The sequence below is a fragment of the Streptomyces rimosus genome (assembly GCF_008704655.1).
In the GTDB taxonomy this organism is placed as follows: domain Bacteria; phylum Actinomycetota; class Actinomycetes; order Streptomycetales; family Streptomycetaceae; genus Streptomyces; species Streptomyces rimosus.
In genome coordinates this window covers 295,671-318,419 of sequence record NZ_CP023688.1, presented here as the reverse complement: position 1 = coordinate 318,419, position 22,749 = coordinate 295,671, and the positions used below count along the sequence as shown (strand labels likewise).

At 69.5% G+C, this 22,749-nt stretch carries 18 protein-coding genes and 1 pseudogene; 11 read left to right on the top strand and 8 right to left on the bottom strand.

Annotation, left to right across the window (positions count from 1 at the left end; translation table 11 throughout):
• The first annotated feature begins 83 nt into the window (after nucleotides 1-83).
• From CP984_RS01325 to CP984_RS01310, 5 genes and pseudogenes are all read left to right on the top strand, one after another.
• Nucleotides 84-749: a TetR/AcrR family transcriptional regulator gene (locus CP984_RS01325; RefSeq protein WP_003985805.1), complete on the top strand. Its 666-nt coding sequence runs from the start codon at nucleotides 84-86 to the stop codon at nucleotides 747-749.
• Between the two features lie 221 nt (nucleotides 750-970).
• Nucleotides 971-1,099 (top strand): hypothetical protein, encoded by a 129-nt coding sequence (locus tag CP984_RS42545; protein ID WP_255304201.1) that lies wholly within the window; start codon nucleotides 971-973, stop codon nucleotides 1,097-1,099.
• A complete protein-coding gene (locus tag CP984_RS42895) occupies nucleotides 1,096-1,371 on the top strand; it encodes a DUF4357 domain-containing protein (protein ID WP_078575847.1) in 276 nt (91 codons plus the stop codon). The genes CP984_RS42545 and CP984_RS42895 overlap by 4 nt, the downstream gene beginning before the upstream one ends.
• A gap of 175 nt (nucleotides 1,372-1,546) precedes the next feature.
• Nucleotides 1,547-1,975, top strand: a complete 429-nt coding sequence (locus tag CP984_RS01315; RefSeq protein WP_003985803.1) for a hypothetical protein — start codon at nucleotides 1,547-1,549, stop codon at nucleotides 1,973-1,975.
• 160 nt (nucleotides 1,976-2,135) lie between these two features.
• A pseudogene (locus tag CP984_RS01310) lies at nucleotides 2,136-2,824 on the top strand (FAD-dependent monooxygenase); the annotation flags it as partial.
• Between the two features lie 62 nt (nucleotides 2,825-2,886).
• On the opposite strand, the gene CP984_RS01305 reads toward CP984_RS01310, so the two are convergent.
• Nucleotides 2,887-4,689: a ricin-type beta-trefoil lectin domain protein gene (locus tag CP984_RS01305; RefSeq protein WP_003985802.1), complete on the bottom strand. Its 1,803-nt coding sequence runs from the start codon at nucleotides 4,687-4,689 to the stop codon at nucleotides 2,887-2,889.
• A 506-nt stretch (nucleotides 4,690-5,195) separates the two neighbouring features.
• Between CP984_RS01305 and CP984_RS41025 the strand changes: the two genes are divergently transcribed.
• Nucleotides 5,196-5,567 (top strand): DUF4158 domain-containing protein, encoded by a 372-nt coding sequence (locus tag CP984_RS41025; RefSeq protein WP_156100264.1) that lies wholly within the window; start codon nucleotides 5,196-5,198, stop codon nucleotides 5,565-5,567.
• Between the two features lie 215 nt (nucleotides 5,568-5,782).
• Here CP984_RS41025 and exaC read toward each other — a convergent pair whose 3' ends face one another.
• The 5 genes from exaC to CP984_RS01275 form a co-directional block, all read right to left on the bottom strand.
• A complete protein-coding gene (gene exaC, locus CP984_RS01295; RefSeq protein WP_003985801.1) occupies nucleotides 5,783-7,306 on the bottom strand; it encodes an acetaldehyde dehydrogenase ExaC in 1,524 nt (507 codons plus the stop codon).
• Between the two features lie 251 nt (nucleotides 7,307-7,557).
• Nucleotides 7,558-8,817 carry a helix-turn-helix domain-containing protein gene (locus CP984_RS01290; protein ID WP_032923177.1) on the bottom strand — a complete coding sequence of 420 codons (1,260 nt, stop codon included), beginning with the start codon at nucleotides 8,815-8,817 and terminating at the stop codon, nucleotides 7,558-7,560.
• 179 nt (nucleotides 8,818-8,996) lie between these two features.
• A complete protein-coding gene (locus tag CP984_RS01285) occupies nucleotides 8,997-9,920 on the bottom strand; it encodes a hypothetical protein (RefSeq protein WP_003984170.1) in 924 nt (307 codons plus the stop codon).
• On the bottom strand, nucleotides 9,917-11,065 hold the full coding sequence (locus CP984_RS01280) for a DUF6114 domain-containing protein (RefSeq protein WP_003984171.1): 1,149 nt from the start codon (nucleotides 11,063-11,065) through the stop codon (nucleotides 9,917-9,919). The genes CP984_RS01285 and CP984_RS01280 overlap by 4 nt, the downstream gene beginning before the upstream one ends.
• Complete coding sequence (locus tag CP984_RS01275) at nucleotides 11,056-11,613, bottom strand: DUF6230 family protein (RefSeq protein ID WP_003984172.1); 558 nt, start codon at nucleotides 11,611-11,613, stop codon at nucleotides 11,056-11,058. Before CP984_RS01275 ends, CP984_RS01280 begins: the two co-directional genes overlap by 10 nt.
• Before the next feature lie 222 nt (nucleotides 11,614-11,835).
• On the opposite strand from CP984_RS01275, the gene CP984_RS01270 reads away from it, so the two are divergent.
• Nucleotides 11,836-12,495: a TetR/AcrR family transcriptional regulator gene (locus tag CP984_RS01270; RefSeq protein WP_030185321.1), complete on the top strand. Its 660-nt coding sequence runs from the start codon at nucleotides 11,836-11,838 to the stop codon at nucleotides 12,493-12,495.
• A 271-nt stretch (nucleotides 12,496-12,766) separates the two neighbouring features.
• On the top strand, nucleotides 12,767-15,397 hold the full coding sequence (locus CP984_RS01265) for a PA14 domain-containing protein (RefSeq protein WP_003984174.1): 2,631 nt from the start codon (nucleotides 12,767-12,769) through the stop codon (nucleotides 15,395-15,397).
• A 101-nt stretch (nucleotides 15,398-15,498) separates the two neighbouring features.
• Here CP984_RS01265 and CP984_RS01260 read toward each other — a convergent pair whose 3' ends face one another.
• Entirely contained in the window at nucleotides 15,499-15,921 is a 423-nt protein-coding gene (locus tag CP984_RS01260; RefSeq protein ID WP_003984175.1) for a MarR family winged helix-turn-helix transcriptional regulator, read from the bottom strand.
• 214 nt (nucleotides 15,922-16,135) lie between these two features.
• On the opposite strand from CP984_RS01260, the gene eno reads away from it, so the two are divergent.
• Complete coding sequence (eno, locus tag CP984_RS01255) at nucleotides 16,136-17,443, top strand: phosphopyruvate hydratase (protein ID WP_003984176.1); 1,308 nt, start codon at nucleotides 16,136-16,138, stop codon at nucleotides 17,441-17,443.
• Between the two features lie 917 nt (nucleotides 17,444-18,360).
• On the opposite strand, the gene CP984_RS01245 is transcribed toward eno, so the two are convergent.
• The gene (locus tag CP984_RS01245) at nucleotides 18,361-19,035 is read right to left on the bottom strand and encodes an SCO2322 family protein (RefSeq protein ID WP_003984178.1); all 675 of its coding nucleotides are present in this window, start codon (nucleotides 19,033-19,035) and stop codon (nucleotides 18,361-18,363) included.
• 367 nt (nucleotides 19,036-19,402) lie between these two features.
• Here CP984_RS01245 and CP984_RS01240 point away from each other — a divergent pair, with 367 nt between their 5' ends.
• Both CP984_RS01240 and CP984_RS01235 read left to right on the top strand, forming a co-directional pair.
• Nucleotides 19,403-20,833, top strand: a complete 1,431-nt coding sequence (locus CP984_RS01240; protein WP_003984180.1) for a cobyrinate a,c-diamide synthase — start codon at nucleotides 19,403-19,405, stop codon at nucleotides 20,831-20,833.
• 197 nt (nucleotides 20,834-21,030) lie between these two features.
• Nucleotides 21,031-22,584 carry a nitrilase-related carbon-nitrogen hydrolase gene (locus tag CP984_RS01235; protein ID WP_003984181.1) on the top strand — a complete coding sequence of 518 codons (1,554 nt, stop codon included), beginning with the start codon at nucleotides 21,031-21,033 and terminating at the stop codon, nucleotides 22,582-22,584.
• The last annotated feature ends 165 nt before the right edge of the window (nucleotides 22,585-22,749 follow it).

Below are 22,749 nucleotides of genomic sequence, written 5' to 3'. Positions count from 1 at the left end.
CGGAGGTATCTTGTGTCGTCGACGTTAAAGTACCCCCGGTATGTTGTCAACGTACCGGAGGTACCTAATCTAGGCTGGGGAGCATGACTTTCCAGCGGGCGCGAACCGAAGAGCAGCGGGAGATCCGCCGACGGGCGATCCTCGACATGGCGTCGGCGATGCTCGATGAGATGCCTGTGGCTGCGGTCACCCTGAACGAGCTCAGCCGCCGGGTAGGTCTGGCGAAGCCGAACGTGCTGCGCTACTTCGAGTCCCGCGAGGCGGTGCTGCTGGAGCTGCTCGACCGCTATCTACGGGAGTGGCTGACGGAACTGGCAGGGGAGTTGGCCGCCGGCATCGACGAAGACCTCCCCATGCCCGAGCGAGCGGCAGCGGTGGCCGAGATCCTCAGTCGCTCGCTGTCCGGCCGAATGGTGCTGTGCGAGCTCTTCGGCGCACAGGGCAGCGTCCTGGAACGCAATGTCTCCGTCGAGGTCGTAGCACGCTACAAGCGCGCCTCCCTGGACCGCCTGGCAACCATGACCGCCCTGCTCCGGAAGTACCTGCCGGAACTGGGCGAGAACGCAACAATGTTCAGCCTGCAGACCATGGTCATGGCCGGCGCGCTGTCGGCGTACAGCACGCCCACACCCAGCCTGCAGGCGGCCTACGAGGCCGATCCCGATCTGGCCCGCTTCCACCTGGATCTGAAGGACTACTTGAAGCATGCCTTGACCGCAACCCTCCTGGGCGTGCTGCCCCGCCGCTGACCAGCGTTGTACGGAACAGGCCGAAACCTCTGTACCTCTTGAGCTGACCGCTAAGTGCGCCGGACCTGGCCCCTACTCGGGTTCGGTGGGTGTTCGAAGGCTTTGAGTCGGCTGGCGACATAGCTGGTGCGGTTTCCCCCGTTGAGCTTGACATCACTCTGTCTGTCGATGCCGTCCCGCAGAGCCCCTCCGGCGGCGGTGCTTCAGGCGAGGGGCGCTCCGTGGTTCCGCAGGGACCGCTGGCTGAGCTGCTGCTGAAGGGGATGGTGGCGCCGGGGGAGACCTTGTCGTTCCAGCAGCGCCGGGCGGGCCGGGAGGCGGTGCCGACGGCGCCCCCGACGGTCGGCTGATCGTCGAGGGGCAGGCGTCACCGTTCGCGTCGCTGTCGAAGGCGGCGTCCGCTGTCACCGGTACGGCGTCGAACGGATGGACGCTGTGGCGGACGGCCGACGGCCGCACCCTCGATGTCCTGCGCCAGCAGTTCGTGGAGGAGTACGCGAGTTCGGCGCCCCACCCCCGTCCCGTGGCCGATCCGGCGCGGCCGCCATGGTCGGTCGCGGCCACATCCGCTGCGGCTGCCGCGGTCGGCGACTGGTCCACGGACCTCACCCTCAGGGGGTGAGCCGCAGATGAGCTGAAGAACATAGCGTCGGGAAGGTAAGCGCCGTAGCCGGCTTCATCGTGCACCGGCGGTGGGGCTTCAACCCGGGCCGACAGCCAAGACGGGCCCGCAGGTGGTCCCATGAACTGCCGGGCACGCCCGGCCGGACCCGCCGATCCGAGGAGGGGAGCCTGTCATGAAGGCGCTCTCTGAGCAGCTCAGCGAACTGGCGGAACGAGCCAGGAAGGTCGAGGACGTGGTCGCCGCCGCACGCGAGGACAACCGTGCGCGGCTGGAGACCAAACAGCGCGAACTGCAACAGTCCGTAGCAGAAGGCAAGGCTAGGGCTGACCAGCGCATCACGGCCGCACGAGAGACGGAACGGAAACGGTGGAACGCCTTGCACGCATCGGTGGACCAGTGGTTCACCGAGCTGCGCGCCGACGCCGACAAACACCGTGCGGAGCGGGACGTCCGCAAGGCACAGCGCCGCGCGGACATGCTCGAGGAGGACGCCGTCAACACGATCAACCTGGCGCTCTACGTCCTCGACCAGGCCGAGTATGCCGTCATCGACGCCGTCGTCGCCCGCGCCGACGCCGACGACCTGACCCAGCACAGCTAGCATCCCGGGCAGCGCGCGCCGAGCGCCCGACCTGAAACGACGTCCGGACGCGTCCCCTCGGGAGTTGCCCGTTGCGCCTGTTGTCCGACTCGTCGTTGGCCTGTTGTTGTGCCGGTCGGTGGCGGGTCCGCTCGCGCCGGCGATGGCCGAAAAGCCCGGCCTGCTGGTCGGAGCGGACGGCGCCTGGTCCCGGACCCGTCTGCTGCTCTCGGACGCCGCCCGCGGCTATACGGGTGTGTCCTTCGTCGAGTCGGACCTGCTGGATGCCGATGCCCGCCACCCCGCGAGCGCGGCCGGGGCGGCGGCGGGACGCTCTTCGCGCTTGGCGACGGCAAGGGCTTCCTCGCCCACCGTGTGACCGACGGCAGCCTGCACCTCTACACCGCACTGACCGTCCCCCCGGAGTGGAGCGAGAGCATTGACACCACCGACCCTGCCGCCGCCAAGGCGGCCGTGTTGGCGCACTTCGCCGACGGGAACCCGAGCCTGCGGGTGCTGGTCGCCGACGCCGACGGCCTCCTGGTACCGCGGGCGATCCACGCCCTGCCGGCCGGCCACCGCTGGGACCGCGTCCCCGGCGTCACCCTGCTCGGCGATGCCCCCCACCTGATGTCCCTCTTCGCCGGCGAAGGTGCCGACCTCGCCATGCTCGACGGCGCCGAACCCGGCCGGGCCCTCGCCGCCCACCCCGGCGATACCGAGGCCGCCCTCACCGCCTACGAACAGGCACTCTTCCCCCGCAGCCAGGCCGCCGCCGCGATGTCCGCCGCCAACCTCCAGACTCGTTTCCGCGCTGACGCCCCGCAGGGACTGCTGGACCAGTTCGTCGCCCGCCACCAGGCAGCCTGACCCGGGCCACGGGCCGGGCCGCCTGGGCCGGTTGTGCGGTGGTCCAGGCGGCCCGGCGGGAGTCAGGGGCTGACCGTGTTCCAGCGTTCGGCGGGGATGTCCTGGCATTTGTAGAGGTTGACGCGGCCGTGGTTGGCGTCGGGGGCCAGCAGGCACAGGTGGTTGGCTTCGTTGCGGTAGCGGATGCTGCCGTCCGGGTATGCCTCGGCGAGCCAGCGCTGGCCGGCTCCGGCGACGCCGCGGGCGTCGTCACACCCATACAGCAGTGCAGCTGTCTGCGTGTTGGCGTTCACGTCCTGGCTGCCCAGGCATTGGTTGTTCCCGCTGAGGCTCTGGATGCGGACCAGGTTGTCGTCCCGGCTGATCCGCTGGATGTTCCAGCCGAAGTCCTGCTTCTCGTAGAACAGCCAGTAGATCCACCACGAGCGGGGCGGTGTGGGTGCGGTGTGGACGAAGGTTCCCGGGACGTTGCCGGCCCGGCGCAGCCGGCCGCCGAGGAAGGACGATTCCAGGCGGACGTTGTCGCCGGTGGTCTGCCAGCCGGCGGGCGGGGAGGCGGCGTTGTCCCACCACAGCTGGCCGGTGTCCTGGGTGCAGGGCGCGGCGCTCACCGTAGCGCCGTTCGGGGTGAGGCAGAGGCCGGGGACGGCCACGTTCCGCCAGCGTTGCGGTCCGCCGTTGTCGTCGTTCCAGGCCGAAGGGTCATCGAGGTGAGCGATGGTCCACTGCGCGCGCGGGTCGTCGCACCGTCCGGCGACGATCGGGGCGGACACGGCCCGGCGGGCGCTGGGCGCGATCGCGATGCAGTCACCCGTGCCGGTGTTCTGCAGGTAGTGGGTGAGTGCGTCGGTGGTGAACATCTGGAAGGTCTGGCTGCCGTTGTAGCGGGCCTGGCCGATCGTGATCGTACGGTTCGGATTCTCCTGCAGCAGGCCGCCGGTCGGGGCGGCCAGCACGCTGTGGAAGACGTGGGACGGGAGCGGCGCCCGGACGGGCGGCGGGGCGCGGGTGAACTCCACCGGCACGTGGTCGGACCCGCCGCCGCGGGGAACGGTCGCGGTGAACCCGCCCGGCGCACCGCGCGTGATCGCATAGTCCAGCTCGCTGGGTGTGTCGCCGCCGATGTACGTCGGCTGCCCCGTGCGCAGCAGGGCCTCATCCGCGCGCAGATGCAGCGACTGGTTGCGGGCCTCGGCGTCGGAGCGGTTGAGAATGTTCACGTTGAAGTCGCCGGCCAGCACCCAGTTCCGGCCGTCGGTGGCTGCGAAGTCGCGGACCTGGCCGAGCAGTCCTTGCACGTCTTCACCGCGGGCGTGGGTGTTCCAGTACCAGGTGCTGCCGAACCGCAGGCCGAGCAGGGGACGCGCCCGGTAGCGGTTGTTGGGGGCGTTGGGGTCCGGGTTGTAGGCCGGGTTCTCCAGCACCCGGACGTCATCGGCCGGCGTGTCGGCGACGAACGCCAGGTTCATCTGGCCGCCGTCCCACGTATCCAGGTCCGTACCGGCGACCCGGCGCGGGTTGGTCTGCAGGAAGTACACGTAGCGGTTGCTGCCGTTCGGGCCGCCCGCCCAGGTCACCCGCTGTACGGAACTGGGCTGCGGGGCACGGTTGGGAGTGAGCCGGATCTGGCGGAACTCGCTGCGGTCGTTGTCGTGCGCCGGCAACGGCGGCCCGGCACCCGCCTCCTGCAGCGCCACCAACTGGTTGGTCGCGGCCAGTGGTGCGACCTCCGATGTCCATCGTGAACCGTTGTCGGAGCCGTGCATGTTGTACGTGGCAAACGGCGACGTGCCGTCGCCATTCACGGCCCGGGCGGTGCTGGTGGCCGTGACGAGCCCCGCACAGGCCAGCAGGAATGCCGTCATGAGGGAGACGAGTGGGCGTATCCGCCGGGCTCTGCCCGGCGGGCGGGCGTCGGCGCCGGTGCGCCGAAGAAGCCGATCAGCGTGCATCAACGTTCCCTTCGGTCGGGACACTTGAGAGCACCAAAGAATCCGCGACCGACCGGAGCCGACACGCGGGACCGGCACCCAGGCGATATGAGACGCCACTGGGGAGAACGGCTCCGGCCCAACAGCGGTTCACCGTTTTCCCGCCAACCCCCGCGCCCCGACCGACATCAGCCATTCACCAGCGGACCTGTGAGAACAGGAGTATAACGGGCCACCACCGATCGGGGCGGCATTCTGTCAGCGGAACACTTTCCGAGTCGGCGCGTGACCTGACCTGGCGATTACCTCGCCCAATGCCGAGCCCACCAGTGCGGAACCGGGTGCGAGTAGTTGCGGTACAGAAAGTGCCGCTGAGATTGATCTTGATCGGTCAGCACACCCGCCGGGGCCCTCGCCGGGGTTCCCGGAAAGATCGTCGGGTGGGCGTCGGCGCCGGCTACAGTCCGGCCGTGCCGGTGGAGTTTTTGACTGATGAGCAGGCCGAGGCGTACGGGACGTTCACCGAGGTGCCCACGCGCCCGGAGCCGGAGCGGTTCTTCTTCCTCGACGATGACGACCGTGATCTGACCGCGCTGCGGCGTTCGGACGCTCGAAACGCTGTTCAAAGACCCGTCTCAGAGGCGTCGCCGGCCGCGTTCATGGCGTCGTTGATCACGCAGGGATTTCGTTCTGGTTGGCGTCCGGCGTCGACCCTGCCGAGTGCGCTCGCCGGGCCGGGTAAAGCATCCAGGTGCTGTTCCGCTACTACGCCAAGTTCCTCGCCGAGGCTCGTGATCACGCCAACCACCTGATTGAGGAATCGATGCGTTGGTGGGACGGCGGCACGGAGGCCGCAGCCGGGGGCTGAACGGGAATCTGGCCCGCGTATGGCCCGGAACGGCTGGTCAGGGCGGGTGTATGGGTGGGCATAGTGGGAGGAGGGGTGTATTTGGCCGGCTTTCCCTGGGGGAGGGCCGCGAAGGGCGCCTGGCTGCATAAGTGCAGTTCAGGCGCCCTTTTCGTACGTCTAGAAGAACCCCAGCTTCTTCGGCGAGTACGACACCAGCAAGTTTTTGGTCTGCTGGTAATGATCCAGCATCATCTTGTGCGTCTCCCTCCCGATCCCCGACTGCTTATAACCGCCGAAAGCCGCATGCGCCGGATACGCGTGGTAGCAGTTGGTCCAGACGCGGCCGGCCTGGATGGTGCGGCCGGCGCGGTAGGCGGTGTTGGTGTTGCGGGTCCAGACGCCGGCGCCCAGGCCGTAGAGGGTGTCGTTGGCGAGGGTCATGGCGTGGTCGAAGTCGGTGAAGGGGGTGACGGCCACTACCGGGCCGAAGATTTCTTCCTGGAAGACGCGCATGTCGTTGGTGCCCTCGAAGACGGTGGGGGTGACGTAGTAGCCGCCTTCGAGTTCGCCGCCCAGTTCGGCGCGGGTGCCGCCGGTGCGGATGCGGGCGCCTTCCTTCTGGCCGATGTCGAGGTAGGAGAGGATCTTTTCGAGCTGGTCGTTGGATGCCTGGGCGCCGATCATCGTGTCGGTGTCGAGGGGGTGGCCCTGGACGATCTGTTCGGTGCGGGCCACGCCGGCGGTCAGGAAGTCCTGGTAGTGGCCCTGCTGGATGAGGGCCCTGGACGGGCAGGTGCAGACTTCGCCCTGGTTGAGGGCGAACATGGTGAAGCCTTCGAGGGCCTTGTCGTAGAAGTCGTCGTCGGCGGCCGAGACGTCGTCGAAGAAGAGGTTGGGGCTCTTGCCGCCCAGTTCGAGGGTGACCGGCTTCAGGTTCTCCGAGGCGTACTGCATGATCAGGCGGCCGGTGGTGGTCTCGCCGGTGAAGGAGATCTTCGCGACGCGCGGACTGGAGGCGAGCGGTTTGCCGGCTTCCGCGCCGAAGCCGTTGACGATGTTGACGACGCCGGGCGGCAGCAGGTCGGCGACCAGGCTCAGCCAGTAGTGGATGGAGGCCGGGGTCTGCTCGGCGGGCTTGAGGACGGCGGCGTTGCCCGCGGCGAGGGCGGGGGCCAGCTTCCAGGCGGCCATGACCAGGGGGAAGTTCCACGGGATGATCTGGGCGACGACGCCCAGCGGTTCGTGGAAGTGGTACGCGACGGTGTCGTCGTCGAGCTGGGAGAGGGTGCCCTCCTGGGCGCGGATGGCGCCGGCGAAGTAGCGGAAGTGGTCGATGGCGAGGGGGAGGTCGGCGGCCAGGCACTCGCGGATGGGCTTGCCGTTCTCCCAGCTCTCGGCGACCGCGAGGGCTTCGAGGTTGTCCTCCATGCGGTCGGCGATCCGGTTGAGGATCTGGGCGCGCTCGGCCGGCGACGTACGGCCCCAGGCGGGCGCGGCGGCGTGTGCGGCGTCGAGGGCGCGTTCCACGTCCTCGGCCGTACCGCGGGCGATCTCGGTGAACGGCTGCCCGTTGACGGGGGTGGGATTCTCGAAGTACTGGCCCTTGGCGGGCGGTACGTATGCGCCGCCGATCCAGTGGTCGTAACGGCTCCGGTAGGACATCAGGGCGTCGGCGGCACCAGGGTTCGCGTAACGGGCCATGGGGACTCCCAATCGCTCTCGGCTCGCGCCTCCGCTCCCGCGGCGGGGCGCCGGTGCGCAGGCTAGGAGCGGGGACGTTGCGGGAAGGTTGCGGGGGGGGGCGGGCGCGGGGGCGGTTAGGGGACGGTGGCTGTGGGCGGGGGGCTTCTGCCGCTGATTTTTCGCTTTCTGGCAGTCGGCTTGTTCGCCTCCTGACAGTCGGCGACGTGCGGAGATGTCCGGGGGACTGGCGGGAGAGTTGGCGGGGGAACCTATGAGGACGCCGACGGCAGGTCGTAGGCCGTACGGAGTCGTGTCGCCGTGCGGGATGCTCGCCTGTCCTGGGGGCGGGCGGTCGTTTCCAGCGCTTCCCAGATCTCCAGGTCGTGTTCGCCCCAGGGCGTATCGGCCCACAGGCGCAGGGTCTCCGGGTCGCGCTGGGTGAGGACGGCCCGCCGTAGCCGGTCTTCCAGTACAGAGCGCAGGCGTCGTACGCCGGGGGCTTCGGAGAGGGGGAGCAGCGGGCCGCGGTAGTCGCGCAGCGCTGCCGTCAGGTCGCCGGCCGCCAGCTCCGTTTCCACCTGGGCCAGGTCCGTCTCCACCGCTCTGGTCAGGCGGTACGGGCGGGAGTCGAGCAGGGGACCGACCACGTGGCGCAGGCGGGACAGTTCGGCGCGCAGGGTCACCGGCCGGACCTCGCGTTCTCCGTAGAGGAGCATGGCCAGCTGGTCGCCGGTCAGGCCCTCCGGATGCCGGGCCAGCAGCAGCATGATCTCGCTGTGCCGGGGGCCGAGCCGCAGGCTGCGGCCGTCCATGGTCAGGACCGCTTCGTCCCGGGCGAGGACGGTCAGGTGGGCGGCGGGCGCGGTCCGTTCCGGGTACGTGGCGAGGTGGGCCTCGGCGGCGCGGGCGGTGGCCTGGACCAGGGCCAGGCTGTGCGGACTGGCGAGGTGGTCGCCGCCGGTGATGTCCACGGCGCCCAGCAGCCGGCCCGTCCGCAGGTCGTGCAGGGGAGCCGCCGCGCAGGTCCACTTCTGGACGCTCTTGTTGTAGTGCTCGGCCGCGAAGATCTGTACGGCGTGGTCGGCGGCCAGCGCGGTACCGGGCGCGTTGGTGCCGGCGTGCCGTTCGTCCCAGCGGGCCCCGGCGACGAAGTTCATGCGCTCCGCGTGCCGCCGTACGCCGGGATGGCCCTCCACCCAGAGCAGCCGCCCCTGTGGATCGCAGACGGCGAGCAGGTGGGCGCCGTCGTGGGCGATGGTGCCGAGCAGGTCCCGGAAGACCGGCATGGCGCGGGCCAGCGGGTGCGCGTCGCGGTAGGCACGCAGCTCCGGCTCGTCCAGGTCGATCGGGGCCGGTCCGTCGAGTGTCGCGCGCGCGGACGCCGACCGGCGCCATGAGTCGGCCACCACCTGGCGCACCGGTCGGGCCACCGCCCCGCCCGCCAGGAACTCCTCGTGGGCGAGCCGTACCGTACGGGTACGCTCCACGGGGTCGGCTCCCGACTCCATCGCCAGCCAAGGGTTGACCACGTCACCTCTCCGTTGCGGCTGCTGCCCATCGCCCAGGTTTACTGCCCAGGGCCTACTGCCTGTTGCCCCCGTCCCGTAGCCGATGGTGCTCGTACGGGGCGGGGCAGTAAAGCCCGCTGGAGGGTGGCGTGGAAGTGCGCCGGGCGCGGCGCCAGGCATGCTCAGCCGTGCCCGGTATGTCAGGAGCGTGCCGCGGTCGCCCTATTCTCCGGGAGCAGGTCCGCCGTCGCCCGCCAATGCCCCTTGGGGAGGCCCACCAGCCCGTACAGCCATCGGACGGGGGAGCGGCGCGGCAGCAGGAGTCCGCCCGCGATTGCGGCGAAGACCGCCAGGCCGACGGGATAGCCGAGGAAGCGGACGAGCGTGCTGGCCAGGAGGGCGCCGAGCAGCGGCAGCCCGTACAGGCCCGCGCCCGCGATGGCGACGGCGAGGAAACGCGGGACCTTCAGGTCCTGTGCGCCGCCCGGTAGGAGCCAGCCCTCGGCCAGCCAGCCGATCTCGGTCAGCAACAGCGTGCCGATGACGGCGGCGCCGAGGACCAGGAGGGTGAGGAAGGTGCCGGAGGTCAGGAAGCGCAGAACGCAGTTGATCACACTGTCCTCGGACCAGGCGCGCAGAGCGGCGCCGTCCGTACTGAGGAAGCGGCGGTAGCCCTGGCCGTCCCAGCCATGCACGAGGGTGCCGAAGAGCAGGAAGTGACCGGCCACGCAGTTCAGGTACGCCCAGTAGCCCGCGCCGACCAGGCACAGGGCCTGGGCGAGCAGGAAGCCGAGGAGGGTGGCGGTCACGACGCCGCCCGCGTAGAGGAGGGGCAGGCCCGCCCAGACGCCGCGGTGGCCGTCCGCGATGTGCATCGTCGACCAGGACGGGTTCTGCCACATAAGGAACAGCCCGGTCGGCGCCAGCAGCACCGCGGCGTACAGGAGCGTCAGGCACAGGTACGGGTTCGCGGCGCGGCTGATGAGGCGCGGGGCGAGCAGCCTGGGCAGCCCGGTGCGGTCGGCGGCTCGGCGTTCGAGGAACTGGAGCTGCCGGGCGGCGGCGAGCGCGAACGTCGAGCCGATGCCGTACGCCCAGAACAGCGCGGCCGGCAGGCCGATCATGCCGTCCCCGCTCCCGATGCCGTCCCGGACCCCATTCCCGGTCCCGCCCCCGCCGCTGTTCCCGCTCCCGTACCGGCGTTCAGCGTCAGCCCGTCCGCGACGATCAGGTCCGAGGTGACCAGGGCCTGTTCGGCGTCGACGTTGGTCATGAAGACGAACGGCGGTACGACCGGTGGCACCGGCAGCGTGTCGGGGGTGAAGGTCAGGCAGAGGATGCCCTCCAGGCAGCCGCTGATCTTGGTCAGGTAGAGCGTCACGTTGCCGCTCAGATCCAGGTTGCGGGCGCCGAGGCCCAGTTGGGGGCCGTCCGCGTCGCGGGTGATCAGCCGGTAGTCCGTGAGCGAGGCGGCCTTCATGCGCAGGACCATCGCTTTGACCGGGCCGTTGACGGTGGGCACCTCGGTGACGCCGGCCAGCGTGAAGCCCTTCGGTGCGAACATCGTGGTGGTCACGGTGGGCGGGGTGGGCGGCGCGGGAATGCCGGCCGCCGCGCGGGCGGGTGGGGCCGGGGTGCCGATGACTGCGACGAGGGCGATCGGGAGGGCTATGGAGAGGGCTCGGTTTCGGGGGTTGGGGGTGCTGTCGGTGGGGGTGGTTCCGTTGGGGGAGGGCCTGTCGGATACGGCCGTGCCGGGTGCGTCACCGCCGTCCGGCGCGTACCCGCTGGGCCCGGACCCAGACCCAGACCCGGACCCGGACCCGGACTCGGCCTCGGGCCCGGATTCGGCCGCGTTCGACCCCGTACGCTCCTCACCCCCCTCCACCACCGTCCACCCGAACCCCATCGCGCTCCCCGCGATCCCCAGCCCCATCCCCACCAGGAACCCGCCCAGGTTGGTCGCCGCGAAGGACAGGACGGACAGGATCAGCGCGTGCAGGCTCACGTAGTGGTGGGCGGCGGGGCGCAGCCACAGGAACAGCCCGGCCACGATCAGCGCGAGGCCGATGCCGATCGCGGCCAGTCCGCCCAGGCCGAGGTTGATCAGTACGGTCAGCGGTGACAGCGGTACGAGCAGCAGTTCCGCGCCGCCCAGGATCAGCAGCAGTCCGGCCCAGAACGGGCGGGTCCGCCGCCAGCCGCGGAACGCCGCCCGCCGCTCGGGCCAGGGAAGCCGGACGGCCGGGCGCCGGCTGCTCAGAAGCACTTCTTGCCGCCCAGGCTCACGTCGAGCCGCAGACCCTTGAGGCGGAAGTTGCCGCCGGTGGCGGACCAGGCGTGCGACCTGACGCCGGCGACCTCGATGTTCCCCGCCTGGAGCCCGAACTTGCCCTTCTCGCCCTGGACGCCGGGCACTTGGTCGAGGGTGGAGGCGTCCCGTCCGATCTGCGCCGTACCGAACCGGGCGTCGCCCACCAGGTCCTCGCCGTCGATGACGAGATTGTCGGCGGTGACCTGACCGGCGTCGCCGCCCGCGGTCAGCTTGAACACCACCGTGCCGAGCGGCGTCTTGACCTCGGCCGCCTGGCAGATGTCGCTCAGGACGGCCTTGCCCAGGCCGAGCAGGGCCACCGGGTGCCCCTTGCCGCCCGCGTCGCGGTCGGTGTGTACGTACGAGGCCAGGCCCTGGCTGGTCAGCTTGCCCGAGGAGACCTGGAAGTTGGTGCCCGAGACGGCGAACGAGGCGGCCAGCGCGCCCTCGGCCATCACCGAGGCCATCGCGCCGACGGCGAGCACCGCGGGGATCGCCGTCACCGCGGTCTTTCTCCAGGAAGTGCGTCCCTGAGGCAACGGCCGCTTGTTCTTGCTCACTGCTTCCTCCCCGGGGCAGCGATGGACCGGCTGCGAGCGCAGCCGTGGACACGTGCGAGCGCGCGAGGGAAGTGCCTGTGTGGAGCGGCTACGGGACGAAGCCGCAGGTGGCGTACCTCTGCCATACTGCGGAAAACCCGTGGCAGTTGGAGACTAGGGCTCGAATTGAATAATAGTCAACAGCGCGGACCAGGTACCCCACGGACCGCCCGCGCCACCGAGCGCTCGCAGGCGCGCCGTGCCGAACTGATCGCCATCGGAAGGGGGCTGTTCGCCGACACCTCCTACGACGCCCTGTCCATGGACGACATCGCCCGCCAGGCCGGTGTCGCCAAAGGGCTGATCTACTACTACTTCAAGAACAAGCGCGGCTACTACCTCGCGATCATCGAGGACGCGGTCGCCGGACTGGTCCAGCGCGCCTCCAGCACCCACGACCTGCCGCCCATGGAGCGGGTCCAGCACACGATCGACGGTTATCTGCGCTACGCCGAGCACCACCAGGCGGCCTACCGCGCCATCGTCACCGGCGGCGTCGGCTTCGACGCGCAGGTGCTCGCCATCCGCGACGCGGTCCGCGAGCAGCTGCTCGGCACCATCGCGCACGCCGCCTGGGGCCGCGCGGAGATACCCGCGCTCGCCCGTACGGCACTGGTCGGCTGGCTCTCCAGCGTCGAGGGCGTCACCCTCGAATGGATCGCGCGGCGGGAACTGGACCGGGGCACGGTCTGCTCGCTGCTCGTCCGGGGACTGGGGGGCACGCTGCGGCTGATCGAGGAGTACGAGCCGGCCTGCCCGGCGCCCACGCGGCCGCCCATTCCCTGACCGGGCGCGGGGCGCGCCGAGGTGCCTTGGAGGGGCGGGAGGCCATGACCTCCCGCCCCTCCGTCACGCCTCACCCCGAGCGGCCGGGAGCGGTTGAGAGCAATCGCGACCGGTTGCGGTCGGTCGGGATCGAAGAGTGCCCGGTCCTCGGCCAATTACCGTGCAGAACTGTTGTTTTACGGTGCAGGCTGTGCCTAACTGTTTGACTATGTTTCCTTCTTCGTATCGCCTGAGCCTGCGTGCCAGAGGCGTCCCCCGCTGGAGACACCGCGTGAGACGCACCCGGAGACCCTCCCCGCAACTCCTGCTCCCCACCCTGCTGTTCGCCCTCGCCGCGTCGCTGTCCGTCAGCGGCTTCGCGCTCCCCGCGCGGGCGGCGGGTCAGGCCGCCGGCCAAGTGGCAGAGGACCTGCGTGCGGGCGGACACGGCCTCAAGGGCGAGTACTTCCGGATGTCCAAGCCCGGTGCCCGCGACTTCGCCGAACCCGGCGCGACGATCCTGGAGCCGGCCGTCGACTTCCCCGACCTGAGCTCGACCTTCCGGATCGCCACGGGCCGCACCGAGCACACCACGGCCCGGTGGAGCGGCAAGATCGAGGTGCCCAGGAGCGGGAAGTTCACCTTCTTCGCCAAGGGCGACAACGGCTTCCGGTTCTTCATCGACGGCAAGCCGGTCATCGACCACTGGGTGCCCGACTGGGACGTCGAGATCAAGAGCGAAGCCGTCGAGCTCACCGCCGGCCGCCAGTACGACTTCCGGTACGAGATGTTCCAGGACAGCGGTGGCTCCAACATGCTGCTGAGCTGGCAGAGTCCGGACGTCAAGAAGCAGCCGGTCCCCGAGTCGGCCTTCACCCCGCCGGACGGCTTCGAGCCGTACCCGGTGGACCTCACCGTCGGCACCGACGGGCGTCGGCTGCGGGCGACGTTCGAGGGCGAGGCCGGACTTACCGAGGCGCTGAAGGACCACGTGACGCTGGAGGTCGACTCCACGGACATGCCCGTCGCGTCGGTCGTCAGGGACGAAGGCGACCCGCGCTCCGTGGTCCTCACGCTGGCCGGGCCCGTCCAGAAGGGGCAGCGGGTGCGCTTCGCCTACGACGGCAAGGGCGGGCTGACCAGCGGCGGGAAGCCCGTGCCCACGGTGATCCGCGCTGCCGGGAATCACTCCACCCACCGGCTGACCACGGCGTGGGGCGACAAGGTCGACCCGGACAACCCGCTGCCGGAATACCCCCGCCCACAGGAGAGGCGGGCGAAGTGGCAGAACCTCAACGGCCGCTGGGAGTTCGCCGGTGCCCGCAAGGGCGAGCAGCCCCCGTTCGGCAAGGCGCTGGGCGAGAAGATCACGGTGCCGTTCCCCGTCGAGTCGCAGCTTTCCGGGATCGAGCGGCACGAGGACCACATGTTCTACCGCAGGCTCATCACCGTCCCGAAGAGCTGGCACGTCGGCCACGCACAGCGCCTCAAGCTCAACTTCGGCGCCGTCGACTACGAGGCGCGGGTGTGGGTCAACGGCAAGCAGGTGGCCGAGCACACCGGCGGCTACACCGGATTCAACGCCGACATCACCGACGCGCTGAAGAGGGACGGCAAGCAGGAGATCATCGTCGGGGTCACCGACACCGGCGGCGGCAACCAGCCGAAGGGCAAGCAGACACCGCGCCCCGGGGGCATCTTCTACACCCAGTCCTCCGGTATCTGGCAGACCGTCTGGATGGAACCCGTCGCCAGGACGGCCGTCGACAGGATCGTCAGTACCCCCGACATCGGCAGCGGCACCCTCACACTGAAGGCGGAGTCCCGTAGCGCATCCGCGCGGGCGAAGGTCACCGCCGTGGCGCGGGACAAGAAGGGCAAAGTGGTCGGCAGGGTCACCGGAGCGGCCAACGCGGACCTGCGCCTGAAGGTGCGCGACCAGCACCTGTGGTCGCCCGACGACCCCTACCTCTACGACCTCGAAGTCACCCTCGGCGACCGCGGGTCGAAGGACGCCGTCAAGAGCTACTTCGGGATGCGCTCCATCGGCGTACAGAAGGTCGGCGGTCACCCCAAGCTCGTACTGAACGGCAAGCCCTTCTTCTCCCTCGCCATGCTGGACCAGGGCTTCTGGCCGGACGGCCTCTACACCCAGCCCAGCGACGACGCGCTCCGCTTCGACCTGGAGGGGCAGAAGAAGCTCGGCTTCAACGCGGTACGCAAGCACATCAAGGTCGAATCGCCCCGCTGGTACTACCACGCGGACCGGCTCGGACTGCTGGTGTGGCAGGACTTCGTCTCCGGCGACATCAGTGGCGAGCAGGGGCAGCACGCGTTCACCGACCAGGCCCGGGAGATGATGCGGCAGACGCACAACTCCCCGGCGCTCGGCGGCTACGTGGTCTTCAACGAGGGCTGGGGCGAGTGGGACCGCGACGCCACCGGCCGCCTCGCCGAGACCGTCAAGGCCGCCGACCCCTCGCGCGTCGTCAACGCGCACAGCGGCGTCAACTGCTGCAACTCCAAGGGCGACGCGGGCAAGGGCGACATCATCGACCACCACGACTACAACAACGTCGACCCGCCCGCACCCGACGACCGCCGGGCCGCCATGGACGGCGAACACGGCGGCTTCACCCTGCGCACCCCCGGCCACATGTGGCCCGGCACCCCCACCGTCATCTACAGCGGGGTGGCCGACACGGAGGCGCTGACCCGGAAGTACGTCGAGAACACCCGGACGTTCTACCTGCGCCAGGCGGGCGAGCAGCTGTCCGGCTCGGTCTACACGCAGGTCTCCGACCTGGAGAACGAACTCAACGGCTTCTGGACGTACGACCGGCGCAAGCTCAAGGTCGATCCTGACCGCGTCCGCGAAGTGAACCGCGAGGTCATCGCTGCCGGAGCAGCGGCAGGAAGCTGAGCGCCCCGCGCGTCCCGGGCCCTCGGCCGGGTCCGGGACGCGCGGGAACGGGGCGTGGCTACGGGGGCGGGCTTACGGGGCGAACGCTGCCTGCCAAAGCGTCAGCGCGCGGCGAGCCGCTCCAGCAGGGCGGCGCTCCGCGCCAGCAGCGCCCGCTCCTCGTCCGTCAGCTCGGCCTCGATGGCCTGCGCGAGCCAGCCGACCCTGCGGCGGCGCTCCGCTTCGAGCGCCGCCCGGCCCGCGTCCGACAGCTCGACCAGCGACTTGCGGCCGTCCGTGGGGTGCGCCCGGCGCGTGATCAGGTTCTGTTCCAGGAGCAGCCCCACCGCCCGGGCCATCGACTGCGGGCGTACGCGCTGGTCGGCGGCGAGGTCGCTGGTGGTCATGGCGCCGTCGCGGTCGAGCGCGCCGAGCACCGCGACCTGGCCCAGGGGGATGCGGTCCTCGTGCTTGACGCGTCGGGTGAGCTTGCTCATCGCGGTGCGCAGTTCGGCGGCGATGGCGGCGGCTTCCGGGTTGGGCATAGGGCACTTTACCTCGTCGGCCGGCGGAGCCGCGCATCCGACCTGCCACCTGACCTGCGCGTCTGCCGTCCACGGTGGTGCTGTACAGCAAAACTGCCCAGCCAAACTGCTCAGCAAAACTGTGCAGCAATGCTGTAGTGTTTGGTCCGTCGGGCTCAGCGCCAGCGTTGTCGCAGCCGGGGCCACGGCATACGACAACGGGAAGGACCTCCCCATGTCCGCACAGGCAGCCAAAACCGCCGGCGCCATCATCGAGACCGTCACCGCCCGCCGGATCATCGACAGCCGGGGCAACCCCACGGTCGAGGTCGACGTCGTCCTGGCGGACGGATCCCTGGGGCGCGCGGCAGTCCCGTCCGGCGCCTCCACCGGTGCCCGGGAGGCCGTGGAACTGCGCGACGGGGACTCCGCGCGCTGGCACGGCAAGGGCGTCGACCGCGCGGTGGCCCATGTCAACGGGGAGATCGCGGCGTCCGTACGCGGCCGGGACGCGGCGGACCAGGCGGGACTCGACGCCGCGCTGGTCGCTCTCGACGGCACCGCCACGAAGTCCCGGCTCGGCGCCAACGCGATCCTCGGCGTCTCCCTCGCCGCCGCCAAGGCCGCCGCGGCGGCCCACCGCCAGCCCCTCTACCGCTACCTCGGCGGCGCCGACGCACGCCTCCTGCCGCTGCCGATGATGAACATCGTCAACGGCGGCGCCCATGCCGACAATCCGCTGGACTTCCAGGAGTTCATGATCGCGCCCGTGGGCGCGGACACCTTCGCCGAAGCCGTCCGCATGGGCAGCGAGGTCTTCCACACCCTGCGCCGCGATCTGCTGGCCGCCGGGCACTCCACGGGCGTCGGCGACGAGGGCGGCTTCGCGCCCGCGCTGCGTACCGCCGAGGAGGCGCTCGACTTCGTGGTGAGCGCCATCGAGCGCACCGGTTACCGCCCCGGCACGGACATCGGCCTGATCATGGACCCGGCGTCGTCGGAGTTCTTCCGTGACGGGGTGTACGACTACGCGGGCGAGGGAGTGCGCCGTACCCCGTCCGAGAACGCCGACTACCTGGCCAAGCTCATCGACGCCTACCCGATCGTCTCCATCGAGGACCCGATGGCGGAGAACGACCTGGACGGCTGGCGCGAGCTGACCGCCCGCGTCGGCGACCGCTGCCAGCTCACCGGCGACGACGTGTTCTGCACCAACGAGGCGCTGCTGCGCGAGGGCATCCGCACCGGCGTCGGCAACTCGGTCCTGGTCAAGGTCAACCAGATCGGCACCCTGACCGAGGCACTGGCCACGGTGGCCACCGCCCACCAGGCGGGCTGGACGGCCGTCATGTCACACCGCTCGGGCGAGACGGAGGACACCACCATCGCGGACCTGGCGGTGGCGACCGGCTGCGGCCAGATCAAAACCGGCTCACTCTCCCGCTCCGACCGCACGGCGAAGTACAACCAGCTGATCCGCATCGAAGAGGAACTGGGCGATTCGGCGCGCTTTGCGGGGGGCTCGGTATTGCGGCGGGCGTGAGCAGTCGGCAGAGGTAGAGAAACGATAGGACGAGGCCGGGTCTGCATGGGGCGGGCCCGGTTTCGTGGTTCCGGCAACGGTGCGGTATGTCGTCCAGGGTTACCGGAGGGTGGACGTAATTCGTGCGCGTCCCTGGCGTTGAAAACGTCGAAGGGATGCGGGACCACGTATTCCGCTGGTCAGTTGCGTGGACGAGCAGCGTGGCCGGTGCGCGGAAGCCGCGGTTCGTTTGACCGACTGGGGCCAGGGCCCGTCTCCTCGCGCGCCGCGAGTGGACTGACGCCTGCTTTCCGGTGAGCTGTCCTTGCGCCGTGCGCGAGCTTTTCGTGTCGGGCCCTCCTGAAGGCGGGGCCAAGGGGGGCTTTGCGATATGTGTTCTAAGAGTGTTGCAAGCGTTTTCCGGCGGCAGCCCTTGGGATCCTGGCGTGGTTCTATCGACTACTCTGGAGCACGCGCATGCGTCATTCCGTCACTGCGGCAGCTTTCGTTTCAGCTCTTGCTCTGTCCACGCCGCTTGCGATCGCAGCACCGTCGACACCGATCCAAGGGGACGGCAAAGTCTGCTTCTATGCGGAGCCCGAGTACCGAGGCACATCCTGGTGCTACCGCCCATCGGGCTATGCGGAGGTACCGGATCAGCTCCACGGCCGCGCTCGGTCTTTCAGAGCCGCTTCAGGCCTGATCGTGTACGCGATCGACCACGGCCCCGACGGTAGGTGCTATGCCCGGAAGATCTGGGTCGATGACCGGTCCGCCGACTGGGCATGGGGAAGCAGAATGGACGGCGTCAGTACGGACAAGCAGGGCTGTGAAATCAGCTGAAGTATCAGTTCCCAACGTGAAGGCGTGAGGCCGGCCGGCAATCACCGGCACGAACGTTGGCCAGGTGGGCGTCGGCAAAGCCGACCGAGGTACGTTCAGGAGGCGTTGCGGCGGCGTCGGACCTGCCACGCGGTCGCCCCGACCAGGGCAGCGACGATGCCACCTCCGAGCAGCAGCCCCACGGACGGCCCGCCACCCGAACCGCCGCCGCTGCGAGGGCTGTCGCTGCCGCTCGCGCGTCCGGAGCGGTCGGTCACCGCTTCGCCACAGCCGCGCTGCGGATAGCCCGCGATGGCGCACAGCAACCCCGAGGGCGCGTACCGCAGTGGCGGCGCGGCCTTGGCCAGTACCTCCGCGGTGGTGGCTTGCGGCGGCAACTGTACGCAGTGCGAACGTAGCGACGGGGGCTTCTCTCCGGACGGGGCGTCCTGCGCCGTGCCGAAGTCCAGGACCAGGGCGACCCGCTTGGTGCCTGTCTTCGCCGGGGTGGAGGCGCAGATCGCCTTGAAGTCGGCGGGAGCACGGGGGACTACGGATTCCTTCGTGTCCGCTCGGAAGACGGCGAAGCGCAGCCCTTCCACAGCGCCGTCGGCCGGGCGGTAGGTACCCGGGCCCTCGGCTGTGGTGCGCCAGATGCCGTTGTCTCCGTGCCGTAGCGACCAGTAGCGGTAGTCATCGGCGTGGGCGGGTGCTGCGGCGGTCAGCGCGAGGGTCCCTGCGGTGACTGTTGTGGCCAGGCTGTAGGTGATAGGTCTGACGCTGCGTTTCACGGTGTCTTTCGCCTGCCTGCTGCGGACTGCTGTCGAGAGCTACGGAGTGCTGTGGGGGGCTGTGGAGTCCAGGAGATTCCGGCGGATCTTCTGGTGCTTGCCGGAATGGAGTGTATGTAGTCGGCCGCACACCGGGGACCCGATATCCCGCATCACGGCTCTCGTGGCCCGCGTCGCCGGCGGCCGGGGGAGGAGCGCCGACGAGATGACCGCCTGGAACCGGCCCCTTCACCGACCAGCGGGAAGCGCCCGAATCGCCGACTGGACAAAGGGAGCCCGGCGAACCGTATTTGACAGTGCGGGCCCGGAACCTGGCTGTACTCTGCGTCACTGCACTGAAGATCCGGCTCGTTCTGGAGGGGCAGCAGTGAACAACACGGCCAGCACCGATCCCGCACCGCGGTCGCGGCCCGCATTCGTGGTCGCCGCGACGCACAGCAGCGCAGGCAAGACGACCGTTACGGCCATTGTGCTGCGCCTCTTGCGTGAACGCGGTCTCAAGGTACAGGCGTTCAAAATCGGCCCCGACTTCATCGACCCCGGATATCACCGGGAGATCACCGGCCGCCCCTCGATCAATCTGGACCTGTGGATGATGGGGGTCGAGGGAGTGCGCGGCTCTTTCAGCCGCTGGTCCGCGGAGGCGGATGTGTGCGTGATCGAGGCCATGGGCGGGCTGTACGACGGGGAGAACGGCACGGAGAAGGGGAGCGCGGCGCATATCGCCAAGCTCCTCGGACTTCCCGTCGTGGTCGTCATGGACGTATGGGGCATGACGCGTACGTCCGGAGCCGTGCTCGGCGGCCTGATGGCCTTCGACCCCGAGGTCCGGATCGCGGCATGCGTCCTGAACCAGGTCGGCAGCCGCACCCACGCCGAGATGGTCCTCACCGCGCTGCCGGACCAACTGCGAGAGCTCGTGGCCGGCTGGGTCGAGCGCAGCGAGCACCTGCGTGTCGACGAGCGGCACCTCGGGCTGACCACGGTCGAGGAGAACCCGACCGCCGCCGCGGAACGCGCTGCCGCACAGGTCGCTTCCGGCCGCACGGTGGATGTGGACCGGCTGCTGGCGACCACCCGCACCGCACTGCCCGACCCCGGCGAGACATCCGCCCACCATCCGCCACGCGGAACCGGTCCCGGTGCGTCCCACGTACGACTGGCGGTGGCCCGTGACGCCGCGTTCTGCTTCTACTACGAGGAGAACCTGCGCGCTTTGGAGGACGCCGGGTTCACGTTGGTGCCGTTCCGGCCCACCGTCGATTCCCAACTGCCGGACGGAGCCGACGCGGTCTACCTCGGTGGTGGCTACCCCGAGAGTTTCACCGCCGAGCTGGCTGCCAACCGTTCACTGGCGCACGAGCTGAGGGCCCGCGCCGCGCACGGAATGCCGGTCTACGCGGAGTGCGGCGGGATGATGTACCTCGCCCGGTCGCTGACCGGATTCGACGGAAAAGCCGCGGCCATGACCGGTATCCTCCCGATCGACGTGGTGATGGACCGCCGGTACCTCGCCATCCACTACGTCGAGGTACGCACACAGGCGCCGTCTCCGCTCGGCGAGGCGGGGCAGCGTGCCCGCGGTCAGGAGTTCCACCAGTCCCGTATCACCACTGCCGAGATCGAGCCGAATCTGTACGAGGTGACCACGAGCACGGGGGAACGCCGCCGTGCAGGCTTTGTGCTCGACAACGTAGCGGCCAGCTATATCCATCTCCATTTCAGCATGCACCCGGAAATCCCGCGCAACTTCCTGAGTGCTGCTCTGAGGTACGCGAAGAAGGTGCCCGCCGTATGAGATCGGAGACATCCTTGAAGCGGATTCCGTTGTTCCGTCGTCACCGGGTCCGGTCTGCCGTGGTTGCGGCTGTTCTGGCAGGGCTGATTCCCCTGTTACCGGGCCACGAGCCCACGAGTGCCGCCGCGGCGAACGCATCACCAGCACCCAAGGCCCTCAAGACCGCGACGATTCACTTCGCCCCGGAGGAAGGGAAGGTGGAGAACAACCGCGCCAAGATGGTCGAGTTGGCCAACCAGGCGGCAGGCAAGGGCGCCAAGCTCATCGTGCTGCCGGAGATGGCCACCAGCGGATACTCCTTCTTCAGCCGTGCGGAGATGTCAAAGGCCGCGGAGGAGGTTCCCGGGAAAACGACCGACGCGCTCGGCGCTGTCGCCAGACAGCATCACGCCTACATAGCGTTCGGCATGCCCGTCTACGAGCCGGACACGAACCGGTACTACAACTCGGCCGTGCTCCTCGGCCCGGACGGCAGAACCCGCGGTGTCTATCACAAGCGCAACCACCTGATCGAATCCTCGTACAACGCCTCTTCCTTCGAGCCGATCCCGACCTTCGACACCGAGTACGGCAGGATGGCGCTGGTCATCTGCTCCGACATGTTCAACTCGCAGTTTCCCAGAGCGGCCGCGGTGCAGGGAGCGGACATCCTGATCGCGCCCGCCAACGTCGGGATCGACACCGACTTCGTCCGTGTCCGGACCTTCGAGAACGACTTCTCCATGATTGTCGCGAACCGCTGGGGCAAGGGCACCAAGGGAACCAAACCCGAGGTGTTCACGCAGAACACCTTCACCGTGCCGTCGCCGTTCCCCTACGACTTCGATTTCGGCTCGCGCAGCATCATCATGACGCCTGACGGCAAGGTCCTCGCGGACGTGAGCGGCCAGTCCGATCAGATCGGCTACGGCGAGGTTCCCGTACGCACGTCACGGACCTTCCCGGTGGAGCGCAAACCCGCGATGTACTCCCTGATGGGCCAGGACACCCTGGAGCCGTATACGCAAAAGCAGTTCCACCAGCCCGACCCGGCCACCTTCACCGCCGCCGCTGTCGACCCCGGCCCCAGCACAGCACCCTGGCAGGCAGCCCTCGATGCCGCGGCCAAGGCCGTATCCCAGGCCGAGTCCTCCGGCAAGAAACTGCGCCTGATCGTCTTCCCGGCCAATTACTTCCCCGGCTCCGACACGGCGGGCCTCGCGAAACTCACGTCGTTCGCCACGGGACGCGGGACCGACCTGCTCATCCACTACCCGGCCACCGGCACCGAGGTGCCCAAGAGCACCCTGATCGCCTCGACGGGGCAGTCCTACGACTACCGGCGCACCCACCACAAGCGCGGCGAAAAGCTCCCCGAGGACCGGCTGTCGGACGACTACCTCGTCATCGACCGCGACTACGCCAGGCTCGCCCTCATGCAGGACGTCGACATGATGCCGCCCGAGACCGCCCAGGTCCTCGCCCGTATGGGAGTCGACGTCGTCGCGATGAACACCGACTGGCGCGATCCGGTCCGCAGCGCCCTCTGGAAGAGCCGCACCGGCGACTACCTGCACATCGTCACAGCCAACAAGTCCGGCCCGGAGGGGATCTACCTCGGCGGCTACAAGGCGGACCCCAGCTTCACCGAGGACGAGGGCATCGTGATCCGCGACATCACCACCGGCGACGTCCGCGCCAAGCCCTCGGCCCGCTTCTTCGACCCCACCACCATCCTTGAGCCGTGCCGGGAAGAAGCACACACCTGCTAGCCGGGCTCGATCGTCGGCCGGGCGGGTGTCGGTGGCGGCTGCCGCGGTGGGAGGGGGGGACAGGCGCCGGTGCATCGGTACCGGCGCCGCTGAATCACTCGCGGACTGCCGGCCCGCGACACCCTCCGCGAAGTGGCGTGATCCGCATGAGGGCTGACACGGTGG

Excerpts from the sequence above, each read along its gene's own strand:
- CP984_RS01305 (WP_003985802.1), bottom strand. The coding sequence starts at position 4,689 with ATGACGGCATTCCTGCTGGCCTGTGCGGGGCTCGTCACGGCCACCAGC.
- CP984_RS01325 (WP_003985805.1), top strand. The coding sequence starts at position 84 with ATGACTTTCCAGCGGGCGCGAACCGAAGAGCAGCGGGAGATCCGCCGA.
- CP984_RS01315 (WP_003985803.1), top strand. The coding sequence starts at position 1,547 with ATGAAGGCGCTCTCTGAGCAGCTCAGCGAACTGGCGGAACGAGCCAGG.
- CP984_RS01260 (WP_003984175.1), bottom strand. The coding sequence starts at position 15,921 with ATGCCCAACCCGGAAGCCGCCGCCATCGCCGCCGAACTGCGCACCGCG.
- exaC (WP_003985801.1), bottom strand. The coding sequence starts at position 7,306 with ATGGCCCGTTACGCGAACCCTGGTGCCGCCGACGCCCTGATGTCCTAC.
- eno (WP_003984176.1), top strand. The coding sequence starts at position 16,136 with ATGTCCGCACAGGCAGCCAAAACCGCCGGCGCCATCATCGAGACCGTC.
- CP984_RS01285 (WP_003984170.1), bottom strand. The coding sequence starts at position 9,920 with ATGATCGGCCTGCCGGCCGCGCTGTTCTGGGCGTACGGCATCGGCTCG.